The organism is Micromonospora sp. WMMC273 (assembly GCF_027460285.1).
Classification (GTDB): Bacteria; Actinomycetota; Actinomycetes; order Mycobacteriales; family Micromonosporaceae; genus Micromonospora; species Micromonospora aurantiaca.
Genome location: NZ_JAPZBE010000001.1, coordinates 6389744 through 6407265, shown reverse-complemented (window position 1 = coordinate 6407265; position 17522 = coordinate 6389744). Strand labels below are relative to the sequence as shown.

Below are 17522 nucleotides of genomic sequence, written 5' to 3'. Positions count from 1 at the left end.
GGCAGGCCGGAAGGAGCAGCGATGACCAGCCGTGCGGGAGAGCCCGAGCACCTCAGGCGAGCACAGACCGCCGCCCGGATCCAGGAGGTGCTCAGCGCGGCCCATGACGGAAGCCTCGTCGACGTTCGCACGAAGATCGCCGAGATGGACCGCCTCGCTGCGGAGTTCGCCGACGATCCGCTGGTCCGGCGACTGGCCGAGCTCGCGGGGGCCACGCTCGAGATGGTCGCCGGCTACCCCCAGGGCGGCGGAGGCAGGATCGAGACGGCACTGTCGAACCTCAGCGAGCTGGTCGCGGGCAACCCGGAGCTCGACGCGATGCGGGCGATCCTGCCGGACCTCGTCGCCGCCTACCAGGCCAATCAATCCGGCGACGACGGAACGGCACTTGCCCTGTTCGCCGATGTGGCCGAGCGGTCCGCCGATCTTCCGCCGGGACATCCGCTTCGGGAGGCGATGGCTGAGGCCGGACCGATGGCGCAGGCACTGGGCGCGATGAGCAACGGTGAGGTGCCGGTGATCCCCCGGGTACGGGCGGGCGGGTCCGCGACGGACCGCCTGACCCAGCTGGTGGCCTTTGGCGGCATGACGATGCGGCAGGGCGCCGAGACCGACCTGGACACCGTCGACACCGGTCTCGACGCCCTGCGTGAGGCCGTGGTGCTGAGCCCCGACACCCACCCGCACCACGTGTTCCACCTGGCCTCGCTCGCGCTGGGGCTGGCCCATCGCTCGGAAGTGACCGGCTCACTCGCCGACGTCGACGAGGCCATCACGGTGCTGGAGCGCGCCCGCGAGTCGGCCGGTGGTCCGGAACACCCGAACTGGTCGTTCGTCAACGAGATGCTCGCCGGGCTTCGGCGACGACGCGACGAAGCCGGGCCGTCCCGGATCCACACGTTCGAAGGGCTACGCGGCTACACGTGGCGGATTCTGCTGCAACCCGACCCGATGTCCGCTCGCGCCGTCGCCGCCGAGGCGGCCAAGGAGGCGGTGGCGGCCGCCGGCCGATTCCTGATCGACCACCACCCGGCGGACGCGCTACGGGCGCTGGACGCAGGTCGCGGCCTGATGTTGTTCGCAGCCACCGAGCTCCGCGACCCGTACACCCGGCTGGTCGAGGCGGGGCACCGCGACCTGGCCGACCGGTGGCGGGCGGTGGACGAACCGCCGCTGCGGCTGCGCGAGGAGGTTCTCGCGGTGCTGGCCCGGGACACGGGTCTCCTCGACGCGCCTGACCTCGACGAGATCCAGGAGGCGCTGGGCCGGCTCGGCGCGGATGCTCTCGTGTACCTGGTTCCGGCGGAGTCACCAGCACCGGGCTGGGCGGTGGTCGCCCCGACCGAGGGCCCTCCGCGTTTCGTCGCCCTGCCACACCTGTCGATCGCCGCCGGCACGGATGTCGAGCGGTATCTCAACGCCGTGGGGAGTCGAGCCGGGCGTCTCCTCCGCGAGTTCGATCCGATCGACGAACCCGCACTCGCCGAGAGCCTCGACGAGGTGTGCGGATGGGCGTGGAAGGCCGCGATGGGGCCGTTGCTCAAGCCGTACCTCGGCGGAGAGCGCCTGCCGCGCCTCGTCCTCATCCCTATGGGAGACCTCGCCCGCGTGCCCTGGCAGGCGGCGCGCGCTCCGGACGGCAGCTACGCGGTGCAGCATGTCGCGCTGACGCAGGCCGTCTCGGCGCGGATGCTGTGCGACACCGCGGCGGCCGAGCCGATCCCGGTGAGTCCCGGCGGCATGATCGTGGCCGACCCGGACACCGCCGGCCGGGCGTCGGACCTGCGGTCCGCGCGGCTCGAGGCGTACGCGATCCACCAGGTCTTCTATCCGGGCGCGACCTATGTCGGGCGGCGCCCGGACGGGAGCGTCAGTCGTTCCGGCGCGGGCACCGCCGACGACGTGCGCACCTGGTTACGCGCCGACAGTTCCCGGGCCGGCACCTTCCTGCACCTCGCGTCGCACGGCGTCATCGAGACGGCCCGGACATCCGCGTCGTCACGCCTGCTGCTGGCGGAGGGCGACCTTGCCGCGGACGAGTTGATGGGCGTCATGACCGGGGCCGGGCGCCGCCCCATCGCCCTGGTGGTGCTCGCGGCCTGCAACTCCGGCCGGTCGATCCACGGGTACGACGAGGCGTACAGCCTCGGGACGATGTTCATGGCGGCGGGCGCGCGCTCGGTGCTGTCGACGCAGTGGAGCGTCCCCGACCAGGAGACGTCCCTGCTCATGTACATGTTTCACCACTTCCTGACGACCGAGCGACGCGCGCCGTGGGACGCACTGCACCGGGCGCAGCTGTGGATGCTCGACGACGATCGCCGGCCGCCGCGGAAGATGCCTCTCCCGCTGCGCCGAATGCTTGAGGATGCCGACCCCGCACGTGTGGTCGCTTGGGCTGGATTCGTCCACTGGGGACGGTAATGAACGGAGGGCCATGACGCCATGGACGACGACGTGACGAAGCTTCAGGATGATCTGACCCGATTGCGGGGGCCGGCGCGGCTGCCGACCCTGGTGCGGCTCGGCCAGAAGCTGAGCCAGGAGTACTGGCGGATCGGGCCGGGCCAGCCCACCTCACTCGGCAGGCTGTCCGCCTCGATCGATGCGTGGTGTGAGGCCTACCGCTTGGCATGTGCGGGCGACGATCCGGCACGCGGCCAGATCGCGACCCTGTACGGCTGGCTCCTAGCCACCCGCTACACCGCTCACGGGGGCGCTTCACAGGACCGGCAAGTCGCCATGTCCGTGCTCGCCGAAGCGACGAAGTCCGCCACTCTGCCGCCGGTGCAGGCCACGATGGTACCCCTGATCCTGGGCCAGCTGTTCCTCAGCCGGGCGGTCGAGGCGCTGGGCCCGGGCGCTCGCAGCGGGTTCCTCGGCGGTCCGCCGGCGAGTGGGAGCGCGGACATCAGCGAGGCCGCCCGGCTGTTCCGCGAGGTCTTGGCCCGTGAGTCGATCAACCCCGACATCGCCACCGCCGCCCGCACCATGCTCGACATCACGGAGATGATTCAGCCGCTGCTCAGCGGTGATCTGGCCCGCTTCGACCTCAGCAAGCTCAGTCATCTGGCGGCGGAGCTGAGCCACCTGCAACGCGGCATGGGTCCATACCTGTCGTTGCTGAACGCGGACCCGATGGACTACCCGGTCCTCGACATGCCGGGCCCCGCAACGGAGCAGCCGACGATCCCGCCGCGCCGGTCCGCCCCCACTACGCCGACCGGCTCATCCATCACGGCTTCGGCCCGCCGGGTCGCGCGGGAACAACTCGGGGCACTGGTTCCGGACCACGGGCTCGCCGTCTGGGAGCAGGTCCGCGTACTACTCACCACCGACCCCGGGGTGCCGGCCGCTGACCTGGACGCCCTCGTGGGAGCGGCGGCCAACGCGGTCGCCGCCGAGGAGGACGGCCCACCGGTGGAGCACGGCCTCGACCTGCTGCTGCTGGCCGCCGGGTTGTGCCTGCGACACCGACGCGACGGCAGCGGCTGGGGTGACGACGGCGACGAGGCCCCCGACGTCACGCTGTCCACCGCAGCCGACCACCTCGCCGCCGCGTCGGATCGTGTTCCACCTGGTCACCCCGCCGCGATAGTGCTTGTCGAGGCGATAGGCGGGCTTCTGGACGGCATCCGACCGCTGTCCGGGCCGATCACGGCAATCGCCGGCACCTTCTCCTCGTACGCGGAGCGGATCCCCTCCCCGCCGCCCGCGGTGACCGCGCTCGCCGAGTTGTGCCGGGCGGTGGTTGCGCTCCGCGACGACGTACCCGTCGACCTGGAAGCCTTCGCCGCCGCCGTGCCGACGGACCCCCGGCCACCGGCGCTTTCCGTCGCGGTCACGCATGCGCGGCTCGCCGCTGCGGTACGGGCCGGCGAGCCCATCGCCGCCGACCCCGCCCTCGGCGAACTGGCGGGACTGCTCGACGCACTGATCCGGGGCGATCGCGAAGCCCTCAGCGCCTCGGTCGACGCGTTCCCGGGGCGACAGCCGCCGCGGGTGGCCGCGATCCTCGGCGCGGTACGGCTGGAGCTGCACGATCTTGGGGCCGCGATCCCGCTGCTGTCCCGTGCCGCCCGCGCTCTCGACGACAGCGGTCTGCGTACGCGCACCTGGTGGCGGCTCGCCGAGGCGTACCGGCGTCGGGGCGCCGCCGGAGACACCGCGCTCAGTCGCGACGCGGGAGTGAACGCGCTCGGTGGCCCGGACCCGGACCGGTGCCGAGCGGCCCGATTCGCCGGCTGGATGCTCGCCGACGGACAGACCGAGGATGCGTTCGTGGCGTTGGAGGTCGCCGGCGCCGCTCCCGAACGACCGGGCGACCACCTCACCCGTGACGTGTTGGCAGTCGTCATCGGAGTAGAACCGCGGGTGGCGGGCGCCGCAGAACCACCGACACCGGCGATGGTCGCCGCTGCGCTCCGAGAACTCGACGTCGCAGCCCTGCTCTATCTGCATCCGACCGACGACGTGGGACGGACCGCTGGAGTGCTCTGCCTCCACGCCGGGACAGACCGGCTCGACCTGCTCGCCAACGTTCCCGTGGCCGATCCGCTGAACTCCGACGACCCCGGGCTGCCGGCGGTCCTGGGAAGGTGGACCAGCGGCAACCTGCTGATCGCCGCGACCGGCGGTCTCGACCGGCTGGCGCTGGCCGCGGTGCGCACCGGTGGTGGTCGCCGGTTGGCGCAGGACGTCGTGCTGTCGTACGTGACGTCCGGGGCCCAGGCGGTTCGGCTGGCCGCACGACCGGCGCCACCGGTGGATGCCGAGCCGCTCTTCGTCGTCAACCCACGCGGCGACCGTGACCCGTCGATGGCCGACGTCATGGTCGTACGGCGGCTGTTCTACCCACGGTCGGCCTGCCTGGGCAGATCGCTGGAGCCGATCGACGCGGCCGGGACACCGGGCGACCTGCTCAAGCGGCTACCCGGGGCATCGGTGGTGCACCTGGCCTGCGGAATGCGAGGCGACACGCTCGAGCTGGCCGGGGGCCGAACACTGGACATGGCGGACCTCCACGGCGGAGGCGGGCTGGCCGTGTTCATGGAGGGCACCGCACCGAGGCTGCTGGACGCCGGCTTCACCGGGGTCGTCGGCTGGCGATGGGAGGTGCCCGCCCCGATCGCGGCACTCGCCCTGTTCATGGTCCACCTGTACCTGGTCGACCGACGTCTGCGCCCCGCCGCAGCGGTGAACGCCACGCAACGCTGGATGCTCGACACCGATCGGGTACCGCCGCCGTTTCTGACCGGTGCACACATGTACACCGTCATGACGACCGACCTGACCCAGCCGGCCTTGTGGGCTGCCCTGATGTACCACGGTCGCTGACGGGAGCCCGGGATGTCCGAGAGGCTGAAGGAACTGTTGCTCACTGAACTGCGACGCGCGGTAGGCGTCCGGAGCGAGGGTAGTGACGACCCGAACCAGATCACTGCCGAGTTGATCGGCCGGCTGCGAAGGATCAAGGCGATGCAGAAGCAGTGCGAGTACCGACACGGAGGTGGCGGGGAGCGGTGATCGGTCCGCGGGCGGTGCCAGGTTTAGCGGCTTTCGGGATGGCTATGAGGGGGATCGATCCGCAGACCGACGATCGAGGAGAGCGAGAGAGCCGATGGCCAGCGGTGCGATCCCGTCCGACGATCCGACCCGTACCCTCGTCCACGCCCGTCCCGACGACCCCGCCCTCGCGCACCTCGCCATCGCGGGCGGCACCTACACGATCCTGGTCACCGGCGAGCAGACGGCCGGCCGGTACTGCCTGATCGACATGCGTGTTCCACCCGGTGGTGGGCCGCCTCCGCACCGGCACGACTTCGAGGAGATGTTCACGGTGCTCGACGGGGCGGTGGAGTTCACGTTCCGGGGTGAGCAGACCGTCGCGCGGGCCGGGGACACGATCAACATTCCGGCGAACGCGCCGCATTTCTTCCGCAATTCCTTCGACCAGCCCGCGCGGCTGCTCTGCATGTGCACCCCGGCCGGGCAGGACGAGTATTTCCTGCGGGTGGGCGACCGGGTGGACGGTCCCACCTCGCCGCCGCCGGCTCTCACCGACGAGGAGCAGGCCGAGCGCCGGGACCGGGCCGCCGCGCTGGCCGCCGACTACCGCACGGAGTTGCTGATCGGCTGACACCGGGCACAACGCAACGGCTCACCGCCGTGGCCGAGACCACGACGGTGAGCCGTTTTCCGTACGAGGAGGTCAGCTCGTCGCGACGAGCTGGAACCGCTGGTTGGCCTGGCCGTTGCAGGCGTAGAGCTGCACCTGCTGGCCGTTGCCGGTGCCCCAGACGTCGAGGCAGCGGCCGGACTGGACTCCGGTGATGGTGCCGTTGGAGTTGACGTTCCACTGCTGGTTCGCCTGTCCGTTGCAGCTGTAGATCTGGACTGCCGAGCCGTTGCCGGAGCCGGCGGCGTCCAGGCACATCGAGCCGTACACGGTCAGTTGCCGGCTGGAGGTGTAGGTCCACCGCTGGTTGGTCTGGCCGTGGCAGTCGTAGAGCTGCACCCGAGTGCCGTTGCTCTGCGAGGAGTTCGGTACGTCGATGCACCGGCCGGACTGGCTACCGACGATGCGGCTGGCGCCGGTGGTCGGCGGCGGCGTGGTCGGTCCGGCGGTCGGGGTCGTCGTCGGGGTCGCGGTCGCCGTCGTGGTCGGCGTGGGGTTGGGCGACGCGGAGTTGAGGACGTTGAGGACCGAGTTGTACGCGGCCTTCTTGTTGCCGCCGCCGTCGAACAGCAGCGGGCTCTCGCCTGAGCGCCACGAGTCGCTGTCACGCACGCCCCAGACGGTGATGCCGATGCAGCGCGGCACGTTGATGCACGCCTGCGTCAGACCCGCGTACTGACTGGTGGACGAGTTGGTCACGTCGACCTCGGTCAGCGCCACGTCCACACCCAGCGCAGCGAAGTTCTGCAGCGTGGTCTGGAAGTTGCTCGGCAGCGAACTGCCGCCGGTGAAGTGGGTCTGCAGACCCACGCAGTCGATCGGCACACCACGGGACTTGAAGTCCCGAATCATGTTGTAGACACCCTGCGTCTTGCCGTACGACCAGTTCTCGATGTTGTAGTCGTTGTAGCAGAGCTTCGTCGACGGGTCGGCCGCCCGCGCGGTACGGAACGCCACCTCGATCCAGTCGTTACCGGTGCCCTGCAGGTTCGAGCTACGGCGGCTACCGTCCTCATTGAACGCCTCGTTCACCACGTCCCACGCGGCCAGCTTGCCCCGGTAGTGGGCCATCACCCCGTTGATGTGGTCGATCATCGCCTGACGCAGGTTGCTGCCGTTCAGGCTCTGCATCCAACCCGGCTGCTGCGCGTGCCAGGCCAGCGTGTGGCCACGGACCTTCAGCCCGCGCTGGGTTGCCCAGTTGTAGATCTGGTCACCGGAGGAGAAGTTGAACTGGCCCCGGTTGGGCTGGAGCGCCTCCGGCTTCATCTCGTTCTCGGCGGTGATCATGTTGAACTCACGCGCCGCGATGGTGCTGTACGTGGAGTCGTTCAGCCGGTTCGCCGCGATGGCGGTGCCGAAGTAGCGGCCCGACTGCGCGGCGGCGGCACCGAGCGTGCTCTCCGCTGCCTGGGCCAGACTGGGCACCACGAGCGCAGCACCGGCCAGGGCCAGCGCGCTGCTGACGGCGGCCAGCACCACGCGGTGGCTGCGCCTCGGTAGATGTTTCATGACACTCCTCTGCATATCGGACGATGATGCGCTGGCGATGCCCGGCTGGACGCGGGTGGGAGCCGGCGGTGCGCCCACCCCCGCGTCACTGCCCTGAAACTTTTCGAAGATGTACCGGTAACTTCCCTGGGAAGATATCCGCGACGGCACGATCGGTCAATGTCGATGTCGAATCGAACATGGACTCAACCGGCTGATCAGCGCGGGAGTCCATACATGACCATGAGAGCGAAGCGCGACGAGAAGCGCGACGCGGTCCGAAAGTTTCGGAGAATCCGGCGTAGCCGGTCAGTGCTGGGCGGCCGCGTCGTACCGCTCGCGGTTGGCGTGTACCTCGTCCATGTGCGCCTCGGCCCACAGCTTCATGCCGTACATCAGCCGGTGCAGCGACTGGCCGAGGTCGGTCAGCTCGTACGTGACGGTCACCGGCACGCTCGGCGTCACGGTGCGGATGACCAGGCCGTCGCGTTCCAGTGAGCGCAACGTCTGGGTGAGCATCTTCTGGCTGACCCCGGCCAGGCGGCGGGACAACTCGGAGTAGCGCATGACCTGCGGCTCCGCGTTGCGGTCGGGACCGTCGCGGCCGAGCGCGGCCAGGATCAGCGCCACCCACTTGTCGGAGATCCGGTCCAGGAGCTGTCGGCTCGGGCAGCCGGCGAGGAACGCGTCGTACGCCTCCCGCGCCTGCGCCCGCTTCTCCGCCGCCGTCTGCGTCGGCATCGTCCGCCTCCTACCCGGGGGTACCCAACGCACTCCGAAGTGCGTACTTCCCGATGGAAAGTTACCCCTCCATCGTGGAGCAGGGCATCCCTCACGAACAAGGAGACACCATCATGGGTACGCGTACCTTCCGCACTGCCGTCGTCCGCACCCCGGGCGGACCCGACGCCATCGAGATCATCGACGTCCCGGAGCGCGAGCCGGGGCCCGGCGAGGTCCGGGTGGACGTCGCGGCGGCTCCGGTCAACCCGGCCGACCTCGGCGTCGTCGGCGGCTTCTTCCACTCGCTGGGGCTCATCAAGCAGCCGCACCACACCGGCCTGGGCTGGGACTTCGCCGGTGTCGTCGCCGCCGCCGGGCCGGGCGTCGACCTCGCCGTGGGCACCCGGGTCGCCGGGCTCGTCGGCGGGTTCGACCGCGACTTCGGCACGTACGCCGAGCAGCTCGTCGTACCTGTGGCCGACCTGGCGGTCGTACCCGATGATCTGGATCTGGTGGCGGCGGCGACGGTGCCGCTCAACGGCCTGACCGCGGCGCAGATCGTCGACCTGCTCGGCGACCCGCCCGCCGGCGGCCGGCTGCTGGTCACCGGCGCGGCCGGCGCGGTGGGCGGCTACGTCGTGCCGCTCGCCCGGGACCGGGGGTGGCGGGTGACCGGCCTGGCGCGGGCCGAGGACGAGGAGTTCGTGCGCGGGCTCGGCGCCGACTTCACCACCGCCGCCGAGCCGGGCTGGGACGCGGTCGCCGACGCCGCGGTGCTCCAGGACCGCGGGCTCGCGCTGGTCGGTGACGGCGGCGTGTTCGTCGGGGTACGGCCGAACGCCCACCCGGCGGCCGAGCGCGGCGTCACGGTACGCGCGGTCGAGGTGCACGCCGACGGGGTACGCCTGGCCGACCTGCTCGCCCGCACCGCCGCCGGTGAGCTGCCCGCGCGGGTGCACGCGGTGGTGCCGCTGGACCGGGTGGCGGACGCCCACCGGGAGGCGGCCAAGGGCGGAGTACGCGGACGCTACGTGCTGCGCCCCTGACCGCCGCGCGCCCGGTCCAGCACCTCCTCGACGGTGAGCGGGCTGCGCGGATGGTGGGTGAGCGACAGCGGGGTGCGGATCTTGCGGGGCGCGGCGCCCTCGGCGGCGAGGTAGAACTCACCGACGGTGAGGCGGGAGATGTCCGGCACGTCGCCGCCCTTCGCGCGGGCCATCTCCCGGGCCGCCTCGATCTGGATCGGGCTGTTCATCAGGCCGTAGAGCTGGGTCGCCGCATTGCCGGGGATGCGGTTGTGCAGCCCCTTCGGCGCCTGGGTGGCGAAGATCAGACCGAGGCCGTACTTGCGGGCCTGGGCGGCCAGCGCCAGTGTGCTCTGGGTGCACGCGGTCATCGCGCCGGACGGGGCGAACGTCTGCGCCTCGTCCATGATGAGCAGCCCGAGCAGCGGCCGGTCCCCGGCCGGGTTCTTCTTGATCCAGGCGAACAGGGCCATCTGGAGCTGGTTGACGAAACTCTGCCGTACGTCGTCGGACGGCAGGCCCACCAGGCTGACCACGGAGACACGGGCCCGCTTGCCGGGTGCCGGTGTGAGGAGCACGCCGGGATCCATCGGCGTGCCCTCGCCGCCGAACAGCGGGTCGTTCACCATGGCGGCGGTGAGGGTCTGCGCCAGGCTGAGGCCGATCTTGTCGGCGTCGTCCAGGTCGATGATCCCGTCCGGCAGGTCGGCGAGCGTGTCGACGAGGCCCTGCAACCGGGAGCCGCCGCGCCGGCCGTAGTGCTCGACGGCCTTGCGCAGCACGGCCAGCCCGAGATGCGCCCGGGTGGCCCGGCCGGTCACCAGGGCGCGCGGCGCGAGCGACGCGACTGCAGCCTCGACCGCCTCGGCGAACTCGTCCGGGTCGTCGCGTACGCCGGTGAAGTCGGGCAGCGGCTGGAAGCTCAGCGGGCGGCCCGAGTTGCGGCGCGGCGTCCAGACGACGACGTCGGTGTGCGCGAGGTAGTCCCGGGCCCGGTCCGCGTCATCCGGCCGCCACTGCGCGGGCGGCTCGGGCCATCCCTCGCCGAGGCGGGCGAGGTCGTTGTTCGGGTCGAGCACGATGGCCGAGACGCCCGCCAGCGCGCACTCCTCGACGATGCGGCGGATGAGGACGGTCTTGCCGGAGCCGGACCCGGCGAAGATCGTGGTGTGCTTGCGCAACGCCTCCAGCGCCAGCGGCACGGGCGTCCCGTCGTCGTACCCGTGCCCGACGACGAACGAGGGATCGGCCGGGCCGGTGGCAGCGGCGGCGGCCGGCGACGGCTCGGCGGGCTCCGGCGGCGGTCCGGCGTCGGTGGTCCAGCGGTCCACGTCGGCCAGGGCGTGCTGGAGGAACTTCAGCTCCCGGGTCGGCCGGCGCTCGGCCAGCCAGCCCTGCAGGTCCATGGTGGCCTCGGCGAGCATGACCCGCAGCGCGGAGAGGACTCGCAGGTCCTCCTCGTCGACGCCGAGCGTCTGGCCACCCGCCGCGGTGAACGCCCCCACCGCCTTGCTGGTGGCCGCGCTGGTCGACCAGGCGCGGTTGCGCAGCAGGAACAGCTTCCGTCGCCCCGATCCGGTGTCGAGGGCGGCGGCCACTGACGCCTTGCGGAGACGGGCGAGCGCGGCGTTGCCGTGGTGGTCGTCCCCGATCGCCCGGAAACACCAGTGCACCTGGTCCTCGGTGCGCTCGTCGAGCGTGAGCCGCAGCCGGGCGTGCAGCGGCGGGTCGGTGCTCGGCGGCGGGTCGACGCTGAACGCCTCGCCCGCGTCGCCCCGCTCCAGGATCCAGGCGGTGAGCCCGGCGGCGAGCAGTGGCGGCATGGCCGCGTCCTCGGATGCGCGGCGCAGCGGGCCGGTGACGTCGGCGGCCTCCCGCAGCTCGGCGAACCGGGCGTCGTAGCGGTCCATCTCCTCGCCGGTGGCGGCCACCGGGGCGGGCCGGGGAGCCCGGGGTTCCGCGATGGGCGGCTCGCCGAGGCTCGTCATCTCCCGCACCTGGTCGTCGGCGAGGCATTCCCGGATGTGCTTGTCGATCTCGATGAGCAGCTGTCGCGGGGTGAACGCACCGGCCTCGGCAAAGGCGCGCGGGGACACCGGCCACGACGGGTACGGCGGGACGAACCCCGCCTCCTGGTAGCGGAGGGTGAACCGCTTCTCGATGATCGCCCGGGCCACGTCGGCGTCGTCGATGCGGCGCAGCGGCGGCGTCTCCCGGAACCGGTCCGCGACGGTGTCGGCGGCGGTGGACTTGATGACGGTCCACGAGTTCGGAATGCAGGCCAGGACGGTGAGCGTGCGCCGGGTCGTCTGCCGTAACGCCATCAGGCCGTCCGCCATCCGGGCCAGCATCAGCGCCTGCTCCGGGCTCATCGCAGCCGCACCGGCCAGGGCGGGATCGCTCTGGATCGCCAGCTGGGCGATGAGCGTGTCGATCTGGTCGATCGCCACCACCGACGGGCCGGTGAGGGCAAGCAGCCAGGACAGGTCCTGAACGATCTGCTGGGCCGGGCGCGGAATGCGGCGCATGCCCCAGGCCGCGCGTTCCCCGGCGGCCACCTCCTCGCCGGAGAGGAAGTAGTTCTCCGCGATGTCGCGGTGGGAGATGTCCTCGGAGGCGCTGAGCGCCAGCGCACGCGCCGTCTCCTGGCAGGTGCGGGCCGCGTGCCTGTCGAAGTCTCCGAGCCCGTCCAGGAAGGCGTCGAGCGCCGCCTTTGTCAGTTCGGTGTCGCCCATGACGGCCCGGCGCGCCGTCCGGGGTGCCCCGACCAGGGCGGACAGTCGCCGCAGCAGCAGTTTGAGCTGCGTCTCGCGGCTGCCGGGCACCGGCCGGGACAGGCCGTCGAGCATCGCGGCGAGCACGCCGTCCCAGAAGCCGCCGGCGTCGAGCAGACCGACCAGGAAGAAGTAGCCGCCGCGCTCCTGCACCTGCTGGCGGATCACACCCAGCAGGTGGGTCTTGCCGGAGCCGCGCTGACCCTGGACGACCAGGCCGAGCGGGCTGCCGTGCGGGTTCGCCGCGGCCTCGTCCACCCCGGCGAGGACGTCCCGGACGACTGGTACGTGCAAGCCGTCGACGTGGAAGGGCAACGGCCGCCACACGTCGTCGGGCACCGGCGCCCAGTCGAACCGCAGGGCGGCCAACGCGTTCCGTTCCGCCTCGTTCATCACACGCCGATCGCCAGCAGGTGGTTCTCCTGCCCGCCGAGGCGGAGCGCGGCAGCGGTGTCCGCCTCGGTGAGCGTCTTCTGGTTCGACTCCGGCGCGATGGTGACGCCCTCGGACCGGCTGAGCTGCCGCAGCGCCTCGTCCAGGTCGTCGCGGGGCACGTCGGCGAAGAACGGTCGCAGGCGCCGCAGGCTCACCCAGGCGCCGGGCTCGTCGGCGAGCGCCCGGTACGCGGCGACGACACGCGCCTCCAGCGACCCGGCCGGCGCGGCGGCGGGCGCGCGCACGTCGGTGAGCGCGAAGAGTTCGGCGAGCGTCGCACAGCCGCTGCGTGCCAGGACACGATCGCGCAGGTGCGCCTGCACCGCGGTGAGCGCGGCGCCGAGCGCGCTCGCTCCCCGCAGCGTGAAGTCGAGGTCGCTCTGCATCCGTACCCAGCCCTTGTCGTCCAGTTGCAGAGCGTACGTCGAGCCGCTCTTGCGGCTGGCGACGTAGTGCAGGCGGGTGAGCTTGTCGCGCTGCGGCTTGCGTACGTCCAGTCCGTAACGGTCACGGAGTTCGGTGTTCAGCACCTCCCGCGCCTCAGCCATGAGCACGACGAGGATCGCGCTCTCGGATGCGGTCAGGTCATCGCCGGCCATGATGCCGTCCTTCCGCCAGGTCTCGGCGACGTGCCCGCAGATAGGTGCCGATCTGCGTGACCACGGCGCCGACGTCGTGGATTACTCGGGCGTTGGTGAAGCGCAGGACGGCGTAGCCGTCCAGTTGCAGCTGGACGTCACGTTGCCGGTCGGCCTCGAAACGGACCGGGCGGCAGTGCTCCGGGCCGTCGATCTCCACCACGCACCGCTCGTCCGGCCACACTAGATCCAGGCGTACCGGCGCGGAAAGACGGTGCGACTGGTAGTTCTGGTTCCATCTCCGCCCGGCCGCCCAGCTCTGCGCGGCCAGCGCCGCCTCCAGGCGCTTCTCGGCGTCGCTGCCCGGATGCGGCCGGCCTGCCACCGGTGCCTGGCCGACGGGCGCGGCCGGCGGTGCGACGCGGAAAGCCGGAAGCCCGTCCAGCCCGGCCGCACCGGCTCCGGCCAGCCAGACCGCCGGGCCACCGTGCTGCACGAGCCACGCGGCCCCGGCCGCCGTCACCGCGCCGTCGCCGTGGACCGGCTCGGCGAGCAGCACCACCTTCCGTCTGCCGAATGCGTCGGCGACGAGACGCGCCAGGGAGGCGGCCCGGGCGCGCAGCGGGAGCGTCGTGGCGCCGGACCGTCGCCCGGTCACCGCGAAGACGGCCAGGTCGGACAGGAACGAACCGGGGTAGCGGTCACGGCGCGAGCGCGCGGCGGCCGCAGCCCGCACGGCGGCGAGTCCGGAGGTGTCCGGGCGGACGTCGTGCGCGGCCTCGGGCAGCCAGGCCGGCAGCAGCTCGACGGCGACCCGTTCGAGCCGGTCCAGCACGGCGTGCACGAAGTCCGCGGGCATGGTGTACGCCGAGACCGGGCGGTGCACGACGGCGGCCAGCTCCGCGTGGCCGTGGGCGATCGTCATGGCGACCGCGTCGGCGTCCGCGCCGGGCAGGGCGACGACGCGGTCGGTCGGCAGATCGGCGAGGACCGGGTCCATGCAGCGTCGACCCTCCCCCACCGTCGACCCCGGACGTCGGATGACCAGAGTACGAATCGTCTTCGGCCGGCGCCAGCCCTGATACGCCGGACGGCGACGAAGCGGCGACGCTCAGGTGATGTCGCGGCGCATCGGGACGACAACGGCGAGCGCGGCGGCGGCGAGCGCGTACCCGGTCAACAGCAACGCGCCGGCCGCCGGTGGCAGGAGCGCGACGGCGTCGCTGCCGAGCTGCGCGGACATCGCGTCGGCGACGTAGGTGAAGTCGGTGAGCGCGGCGGTGGCGCCGCCGGGCAGGAGCGGGTAGAGCGCGTTGACGCCGGGGATCATCATCAGTACGGGCTCGGCCAGGTACAGGTAGCCGACCACGACGCACACGGCAACGACCTGGTTGCGGAGCAGCGCACCCACGCCGGTGCCGACGAGCAGGTACACCGCCATCGCGACACCGATGCGGGCGAGCAGCGCCAGCACCGTGGGAGCGGGCAGGCCCAGCGACACGCCACGCGCGGCGGCGACCGCGAACAGGGCCACCGCGGCGGAGCCGGCCAGGGCGATCCCGTAGCCGAGGCCGACGATCGCGTGGGTGACGAGTTTGGCGGCGAGCACCCGCCCTCGGCGCGGCGCGAACATGAACGTGACGGCGGCGGTGCCGTGCCGGTACTCCGATGTCGCAGCGAAGGCGCCGGCGGCGGCCGGCACGAAGGCGGTGAAGCCGAGGATGCCGAGGATGGACCGCAGGCCCTCCTCGGTGTGCAGTCCGGGCATCGGCGGGTCGAAGTTCTCCGGTCCGACGAGCGCCATCAGCCCGACCAGGCCGCCGCCGAGCGCGACGGCGGTGAGCAGCAGCCCGCCCCACATCCGGGTCGCCAGCACCCGGCGTAGTTCCGCTCTGAGCAGGTTCATCGGGCCTCCGCCGGGTCGGTGGTCAGGTCGAGGAAGAGCTGTTCGAGGCTTGTGGTCTCGGTGACCAGCTCGTGGATCCGCAGCCGGTGGTCCGCGGCCAGGTCGGCGACGCGCGGCGCGTCCAGTCCGCGTACCCGCAGCCGGCCGGGCCCGGCCGGTTCGACGGACCCGGCGGCGGCCGTCAGCGCGGTGGCCAGGGCCTCCGCGTCCGGCGAGGTGACGAGCACCGTCGGCGGGCCGGTGAGCCGGGACCACGGCCCGGCGGCGACGAGTTCACCGCGCCGGATCACCACCACGTCGTCGACCACCTGCTGGACCTCGTGCAGGACGTGGCTGGAGACCAGCACGGTGCGGCCCTCGTCGGCGAGCCGGCGCAGCAGTCCGCGCAGCCACGACATGCCTTCCGGGTCCAGGCCGTTCGACGGCTCGTCGAGCAGCAGGACGCGGGGGTCGCCGAGCAGCGCCGTGGCGAGGCTGAGCCGCTGCCGCATGCCGGTGGAGAACCCTCGGGTACGACGGTCGGCGGCCTGGGCGAGGCCGAGCAGGTCCAGCAGTTCCGCGACCCGGCTGTCCGGGCAGCCGGCCATCGCGGCGTAGACACCCAGGTGGTCACGGGCGGTGTGGCCGGGGTGGAACGCGTTGCCGTCGAACACCGCGCCGACGGTCCGTGACGGCTGGGCCAGCCGGCCGTACGGCTGCCCGCCGATCGTGGCGGCGCCGCTGGTGGGCGTCACCAGTCCGGTCAGCATGCGCATCGTGGTGGTCTTGCCGGCGCCGTTCGGGCCGAGGAAGCCGGTGACCGCACCGGGCCGCACGGTGAACGTCAGGTCGCTTACGGCGGTGACGTCGCCGTAGCGCTTGGTCAGGCCCGACGCCTCGATCGCCAGCCGGTCACCGGTCATGGCCGGCTCCCCGTCGCACGCCCGATGGTCTCGGCCAGGTGCGATGCGGCCGGGTCGGAGACGACGACCTCGTCGAACTCCCCGCCGGCCGCCGCGCGGTCCAGCACCAGGTGCAGACCGGGCTGACCGCGCCGGGCCGCCACGAGCTGCCGGGGACCGCCGAAGATGCCCCAGACGCCGACCTTGGCGAAGCCGGACACCGTGTACCCGCGCCGGGCGCCACGGGCCAGCCGGATCGGCTCGTCCACCGGGGCGGCGTACCGCACGGCGGACAGGCGCAGCGTGAACCGCTCCCGCCCGACCCACATCCGTTCCCATCCGGTGAACCGGATGTCGATCACGTCGCGGTCAAGCGTTACCGAGGCCATCAGTCGTCGCCCTTCGTCGTGTCGGAGTCGTGCGCTGACGTGTGCGTGTCGCCGGGGGCCACCGGACGCTCGGCGGGCATCAGGACGGTCGCCAGCAGCCGGGGGATCCGTCCGTCGCCGGGGCCCCTGGCGAGCAACGGGCCGACCAGCGCGTTGAGCCCGGCTGCGAACTCGTGCAGCTCGGCGTCGGTCAGGTGCAGGACGAGCTGCTGGTATCCGACGCCGTCGGCGACGAAGTCGACGGACTCCCGGGCGAGGTAGCGGGAGAACTCCGACAGCAGACTCGACACGAACGCGGTGAAGTAGCGCGCGTGGTCCTCCGGCGTCGCCGTCGCCAGGGCCGCCGGGTCCAGCGCCGCGCCGTGCGCGGGCAGCGCGTACACCCGCTCGACGGCGCCGCGGACCTTGCGTTCCTGCACCACGTCGAGCATCCCGGTCTTCACGAGCGTCGCCAGGTGCCGGTAGAGGGTGGCCTGCGGGACGTCAGGCAGCAGCTCGACCAGGTCGTGCGTGGTCACCCGGGCACCGGCGACCGCGCGCAGGATGCGGATCCGCACCGGGTGCAGCGCGATCTCCGCCCACCGCTCCATCGACATCGTCACGCCGCAGACGTTATCACTATCGAGAACGATAATGATAGGCGGTGAATGAGGACGGTGCCGGAGGGCAGCCGTCAGGCGGACGGGCGGGGGTGGTGGGCCAGCACCCGCGCGAGCAGCCGGGTCAGGTCCGCACGCTCGTCCGGCGACAGCGGCGCGAGCAGCTCGTCCTGAACGGCGGCGAGTCGCTTCTCCAGCCGCCGCAACTGCCGCCGCCCGGCCGTGGTGATGGTGACGACGTTGCGCCGCCGGTCGGCGGGATCCGGGCTGCGGGTGACGAACTCCCGCTCGGCGAGTTCGTTGAGTGCGGCCACCACGTCGCTGACGTGGATGCCGCTGCGCCGTCCGAGCGCCGCCTGGCTGGCCGGCCCGAACTCGTCGAGCGTGGCGAGCAGTCGGAAGTGGTAACCCCGCGCGTCGACAGCGGCGAGGCCGTCAGCGACCAGCCGGCCGGCACGTACAGCGGTCTGGGTGATCAGCCAGCTCGGCAGGCCGGCCAGGCGGGTCGGTACGAGGTCCGGCTCCGGGTTCTCCACGTGCCCA

The 17522-nt window shown here is 72.1% G+C and carries 14 protein-coding genes; 4 read left to right on the top strand and 10 right to left on the bottom strand.

What is annotated here, in order from left to right:
- The first annotated feature begins 21 nt into the window (after window positions 1-21).
- The 3 genes from O7611_RS29890 to O7611_RS29880 all read left to right on the top strand — a co-directional run bounded on the left by O7611_RS29890 (window position 22) and on the right by O7611_RS29880 (window position 6139).
- On the top strand, window positions 22-2424 hold the full coding sequence (locus O7611_RS29890) for a CHAT domain-containing protein (RefSeq protein ID WP_194802139.1): 2403 nt from the start codon (window positions 22-24) through the stop codon (window positions 2422-2424).
- A gap of 33 nt (window positions 2425-2457) precedes the next feature.
- Window positions 2458-5337: a hypothetical protein gene (locus tag O7611_RS29885; protein WP_269697978.1), complete on the top strand. Its 2880-nt coding sequence runs from the start codon at window positions 2458-2460 to the stop codon at window positions 5335-5337.
- Between the two features lie 283 nt (window positions 5338-5620).
- Entirely contained in the window at window positions 5621-6139 is a 519-nt protein-coding gene (locus tag O7611_RS29880) for a cupin domain-containing protein (protein WP_194802141.1), read from the top strand.
- Between the two features lie 72 nt (window positions 6140-6211).
- Here the strand turns inward: O7611_RS29880 and O7611_RS29875 are convergent, their stop codons facing one another.
- Together O7611_RS29875 and O7611_RS29870 are read right to left on the bottom strand one after the other, a co-directional pair.
- The gene (locus O7611_RS29875; protein ID WP_194802142.1) at window positions 6212-7690 is read right to left on the bottom strand and encodes an endo-1,4-beta-xylanase; all 1479 of its coding nucleotides are present in this window, start codon (window positions 7688-7690) and stop codon (window positions 6212-6214) included.
- 288 nt (window positions 7691-7978) lie between these two features.
- Window positions 7979-8410 carry a winged helix-turn-helix transcriptional regulator gene (locus O7611_RS29870; protein ID WP_194802143.1) on the bottom strand — a complete coding sequence of 144 codons (432 nt, stop codon included), beginning with the start codon at window positions 8408-8410 and terminating at the stop codon, window positions 7979-7981.
- Window positions 8411-8523: 113 nt separating this feature from the next.
- Here O7611_RS29870 and O7611_RS29865 point away from each other — a divergent pair, with 113 nt between their 5' ends.
- A complete protein-coding gene (locus O7611_RS29865; RefSeq protein WP_194802144.1) occupies window positions 8524-9438 on the top strand; it encodes an NADP-dependent oxidoreductase in 915 nt (304 codons plus the stop codon).
- Here O7611_RS29865 and O7611_RS29860 read toward each other — a convergent pair.
- The 8 genes from O7611_RS29860 to O7611_RS29825 all read right to left on the bottom strand — a co-directional run bounded on the left by O7611_RS29860 (window position 9420) and on the right by O7611_RS29825 (window position 17515).
- A complete protein-coding gene (locus O7611_RS29860) occupies window positions 9420-12584 on the bottom strand; it encodes an ATP-binding protein (protein ID WP_194802145.1) in 3165 nt (1054 codons plus the stop codon). The two genes, O7611_RS29865 and O7611_RS29860, sit on opposite strands and share 19 nt — an antisense overlap.
- Entirely contained in the window at window positions 12584-13225 is a 642-nt protein-coding gene (locus tag O7611_RS29855; protein WP_194802146.1) for a hypothetical protein, read from the bottom strand. Before O7611_RS29855 ends, O7611_RS29860 begins: the two co-directional genes overlap by 1 nt.
- The gene (locus O7611_RS29850) at window positions 13212-14204 is read right to left on the bottom strand and encodes an endonuclease domain-containing protein (protein WP_194802147.1); all 993 of its coding nucleotides are present in this window, start codon (window positions 14202-14204) and stop codon (window positions 13212-13214) included. Before O7611_RS29850 ends, O7611_RS29855 begins: the two co-directional genes overlap by 14 nt.
- Before the next feature lie 111 nt (window positions 14205-14315).
- Window positions 14316-15110 (bottom strand): ABC transporter permease, encoded by a 795-nt coding sequence (locus tag O7611_RS29845; RefSeq protein WP_194802148.1) that lies wholly within the window; start codon window positions 15108-15110, stop codon window positions 14316-14318.
- On the bottom strand, window positions 15107-16012 hold the full coding sequence (locus O7611_RS29840; protein ID WP_269697974.1) for an ABC transporter ATP-binding protein: 906 nt from the start codon (window positions 16010-16012) through the stop codon (window positions 15107-15109). Before O7611_RS29840 ends, O7611_RS29845 begins: the two co-directional genes overlap by 4 nt.
- The gene (locus tag O7611_RS29835; RefSeq protein WP_194802150.1) at window positions 16009-16380 is read right to left on the bottom strand and encodes a hypothetical protein; all 372 of its coding nucleotides are present in this window, start codon (window positions 16378-16380) and stop codon (window positions 16009-16011) included. The genes O7611_RS29840 and O7611_RS29835 overlap by 4 nt, the downstream gene beginning before the upstream one ends.
- Window positions 16380-16976 carry a helix-turn-helix domain-containing protein gene (locus tag O7611_RS29830; RefSeq protein WP_269698187.1) on the bottom strand — a complete coding sequence of 199 codons (597 nt, stop codon included), beginning with the start codon at window positions 16974-16976 and terminating at the stop codon, window positions 16380-16382. The genes O7611_RS29835 and O7611_RS29830 overlap by 1 nt, the downstream gene beginning before the upstream one ends.
- A 77-nt stretch (window positions 16977-17053) precedes the next feature.
- Complete coding sequence (locus O7611_RS29825) at window positions 17054-17515, bottom strand: MarR family winged helix-turn-helix transcriptional regulator (protein ID WP_194802151.1); 462 nt, start codon at window positions 17513-17515, stop codon at window positions 17054-17056.
- Window positions 17516-17522: the final 7 nt, after the last annotated feature.

What these genes read in the sequence shown, in the direction of transcription:
- O7611_RS29880 (WP_194802141.1), top strand. Translation starts at nt 5,621, where the DNA reads ATGGCCAGCGGTGCGATCCCGTCCGACGATCCGACCCGTACCCTCGTC.
- O7611_RS29865 (WP_194802144.1), top strand. Translation starts at nt 8,524, where the DNA reads ATGGGTACGCGTACCTTCCGCACTGCCGTCGTCCGCACCCCGGGCGGA.
- O7611_RS29860 (WP_194802145.1), bottom strand. Translation starts at nt 12,584, where the DNA reads ATGAACGAGGCGGAACGGAACGCGTTGGCCGCCCTGCGGTTCGACTGG.
- O7611_RS29890 (WP_194802139.1), top strand. Translation starts at nt 22, where the DNA reads ATGACCAGCCGTGCGGGAGAGCCCGAGCACCTCAGGCGAGCACAGACC.
- O7611_RS29835 (WP_194802150.1), bottom strand. Translation starts at nt 16,380, where the DNA reads ATGGCCTCGGTAACGCTTGACCGCGACGTGATCGACATCCGGTTCACC.
- O7611_RS29845 (WP_194802148.1), bottom strand. Translation starts at nt 15,110, where the DNA reads ATGAACCTGCTCAGAGCGGAACTACGCCGGGTGCTGGCGACCCGGATG.
- O7611_RS29830 (WP_269698187.1), bottom strand. Translation starts at nt 16,976, where the DNA reads ATGTCGATGGAGCGGTGGGCGGAGATCGCGCTGCACCCGGTGCGGATC.
- O7611_RS29875 (WP_194802142.1), bottom strand. Translation starts at nt 7,690, where the DNA reads ATGAAACATCTACCGAGGCGCAGCCACCGCGTGGTGCTGGCCGCCGTC.
- O7611_RS29850 (WP_194802147.1), bottom strand. Translation starts at nt 14,204, where the DNA reads ATGGACCCGGTCCTCGCCGATCTGCCGACCGACCGCGTCGTCGCCCTG.
- O7611_RS29855 (WP_194802146.1), bottom strand. Translation starts at nt 13,225, where the DNA reads ATGGCCGGCGATGACCTGACCGCATCCGAGAGCGCGATCCTCGTCGTG.
- O7611_RS29870 (WP_194802143.1), bottom strand. Translation starts at nt 8,410, where the DNA reads ATGCCGACGCAGACGGCGGCGGAGAAGCGGGCGCAGGCGCGGGAGGCG.
- O7611_RS29840 (WP_269697974.1), bottom strand. Translation starts at nt 16,012, where the DNA reads ATGACCGGTGACCGGCTGGCGATCGAGGCGTCGGGCCTGACCAAGCGC.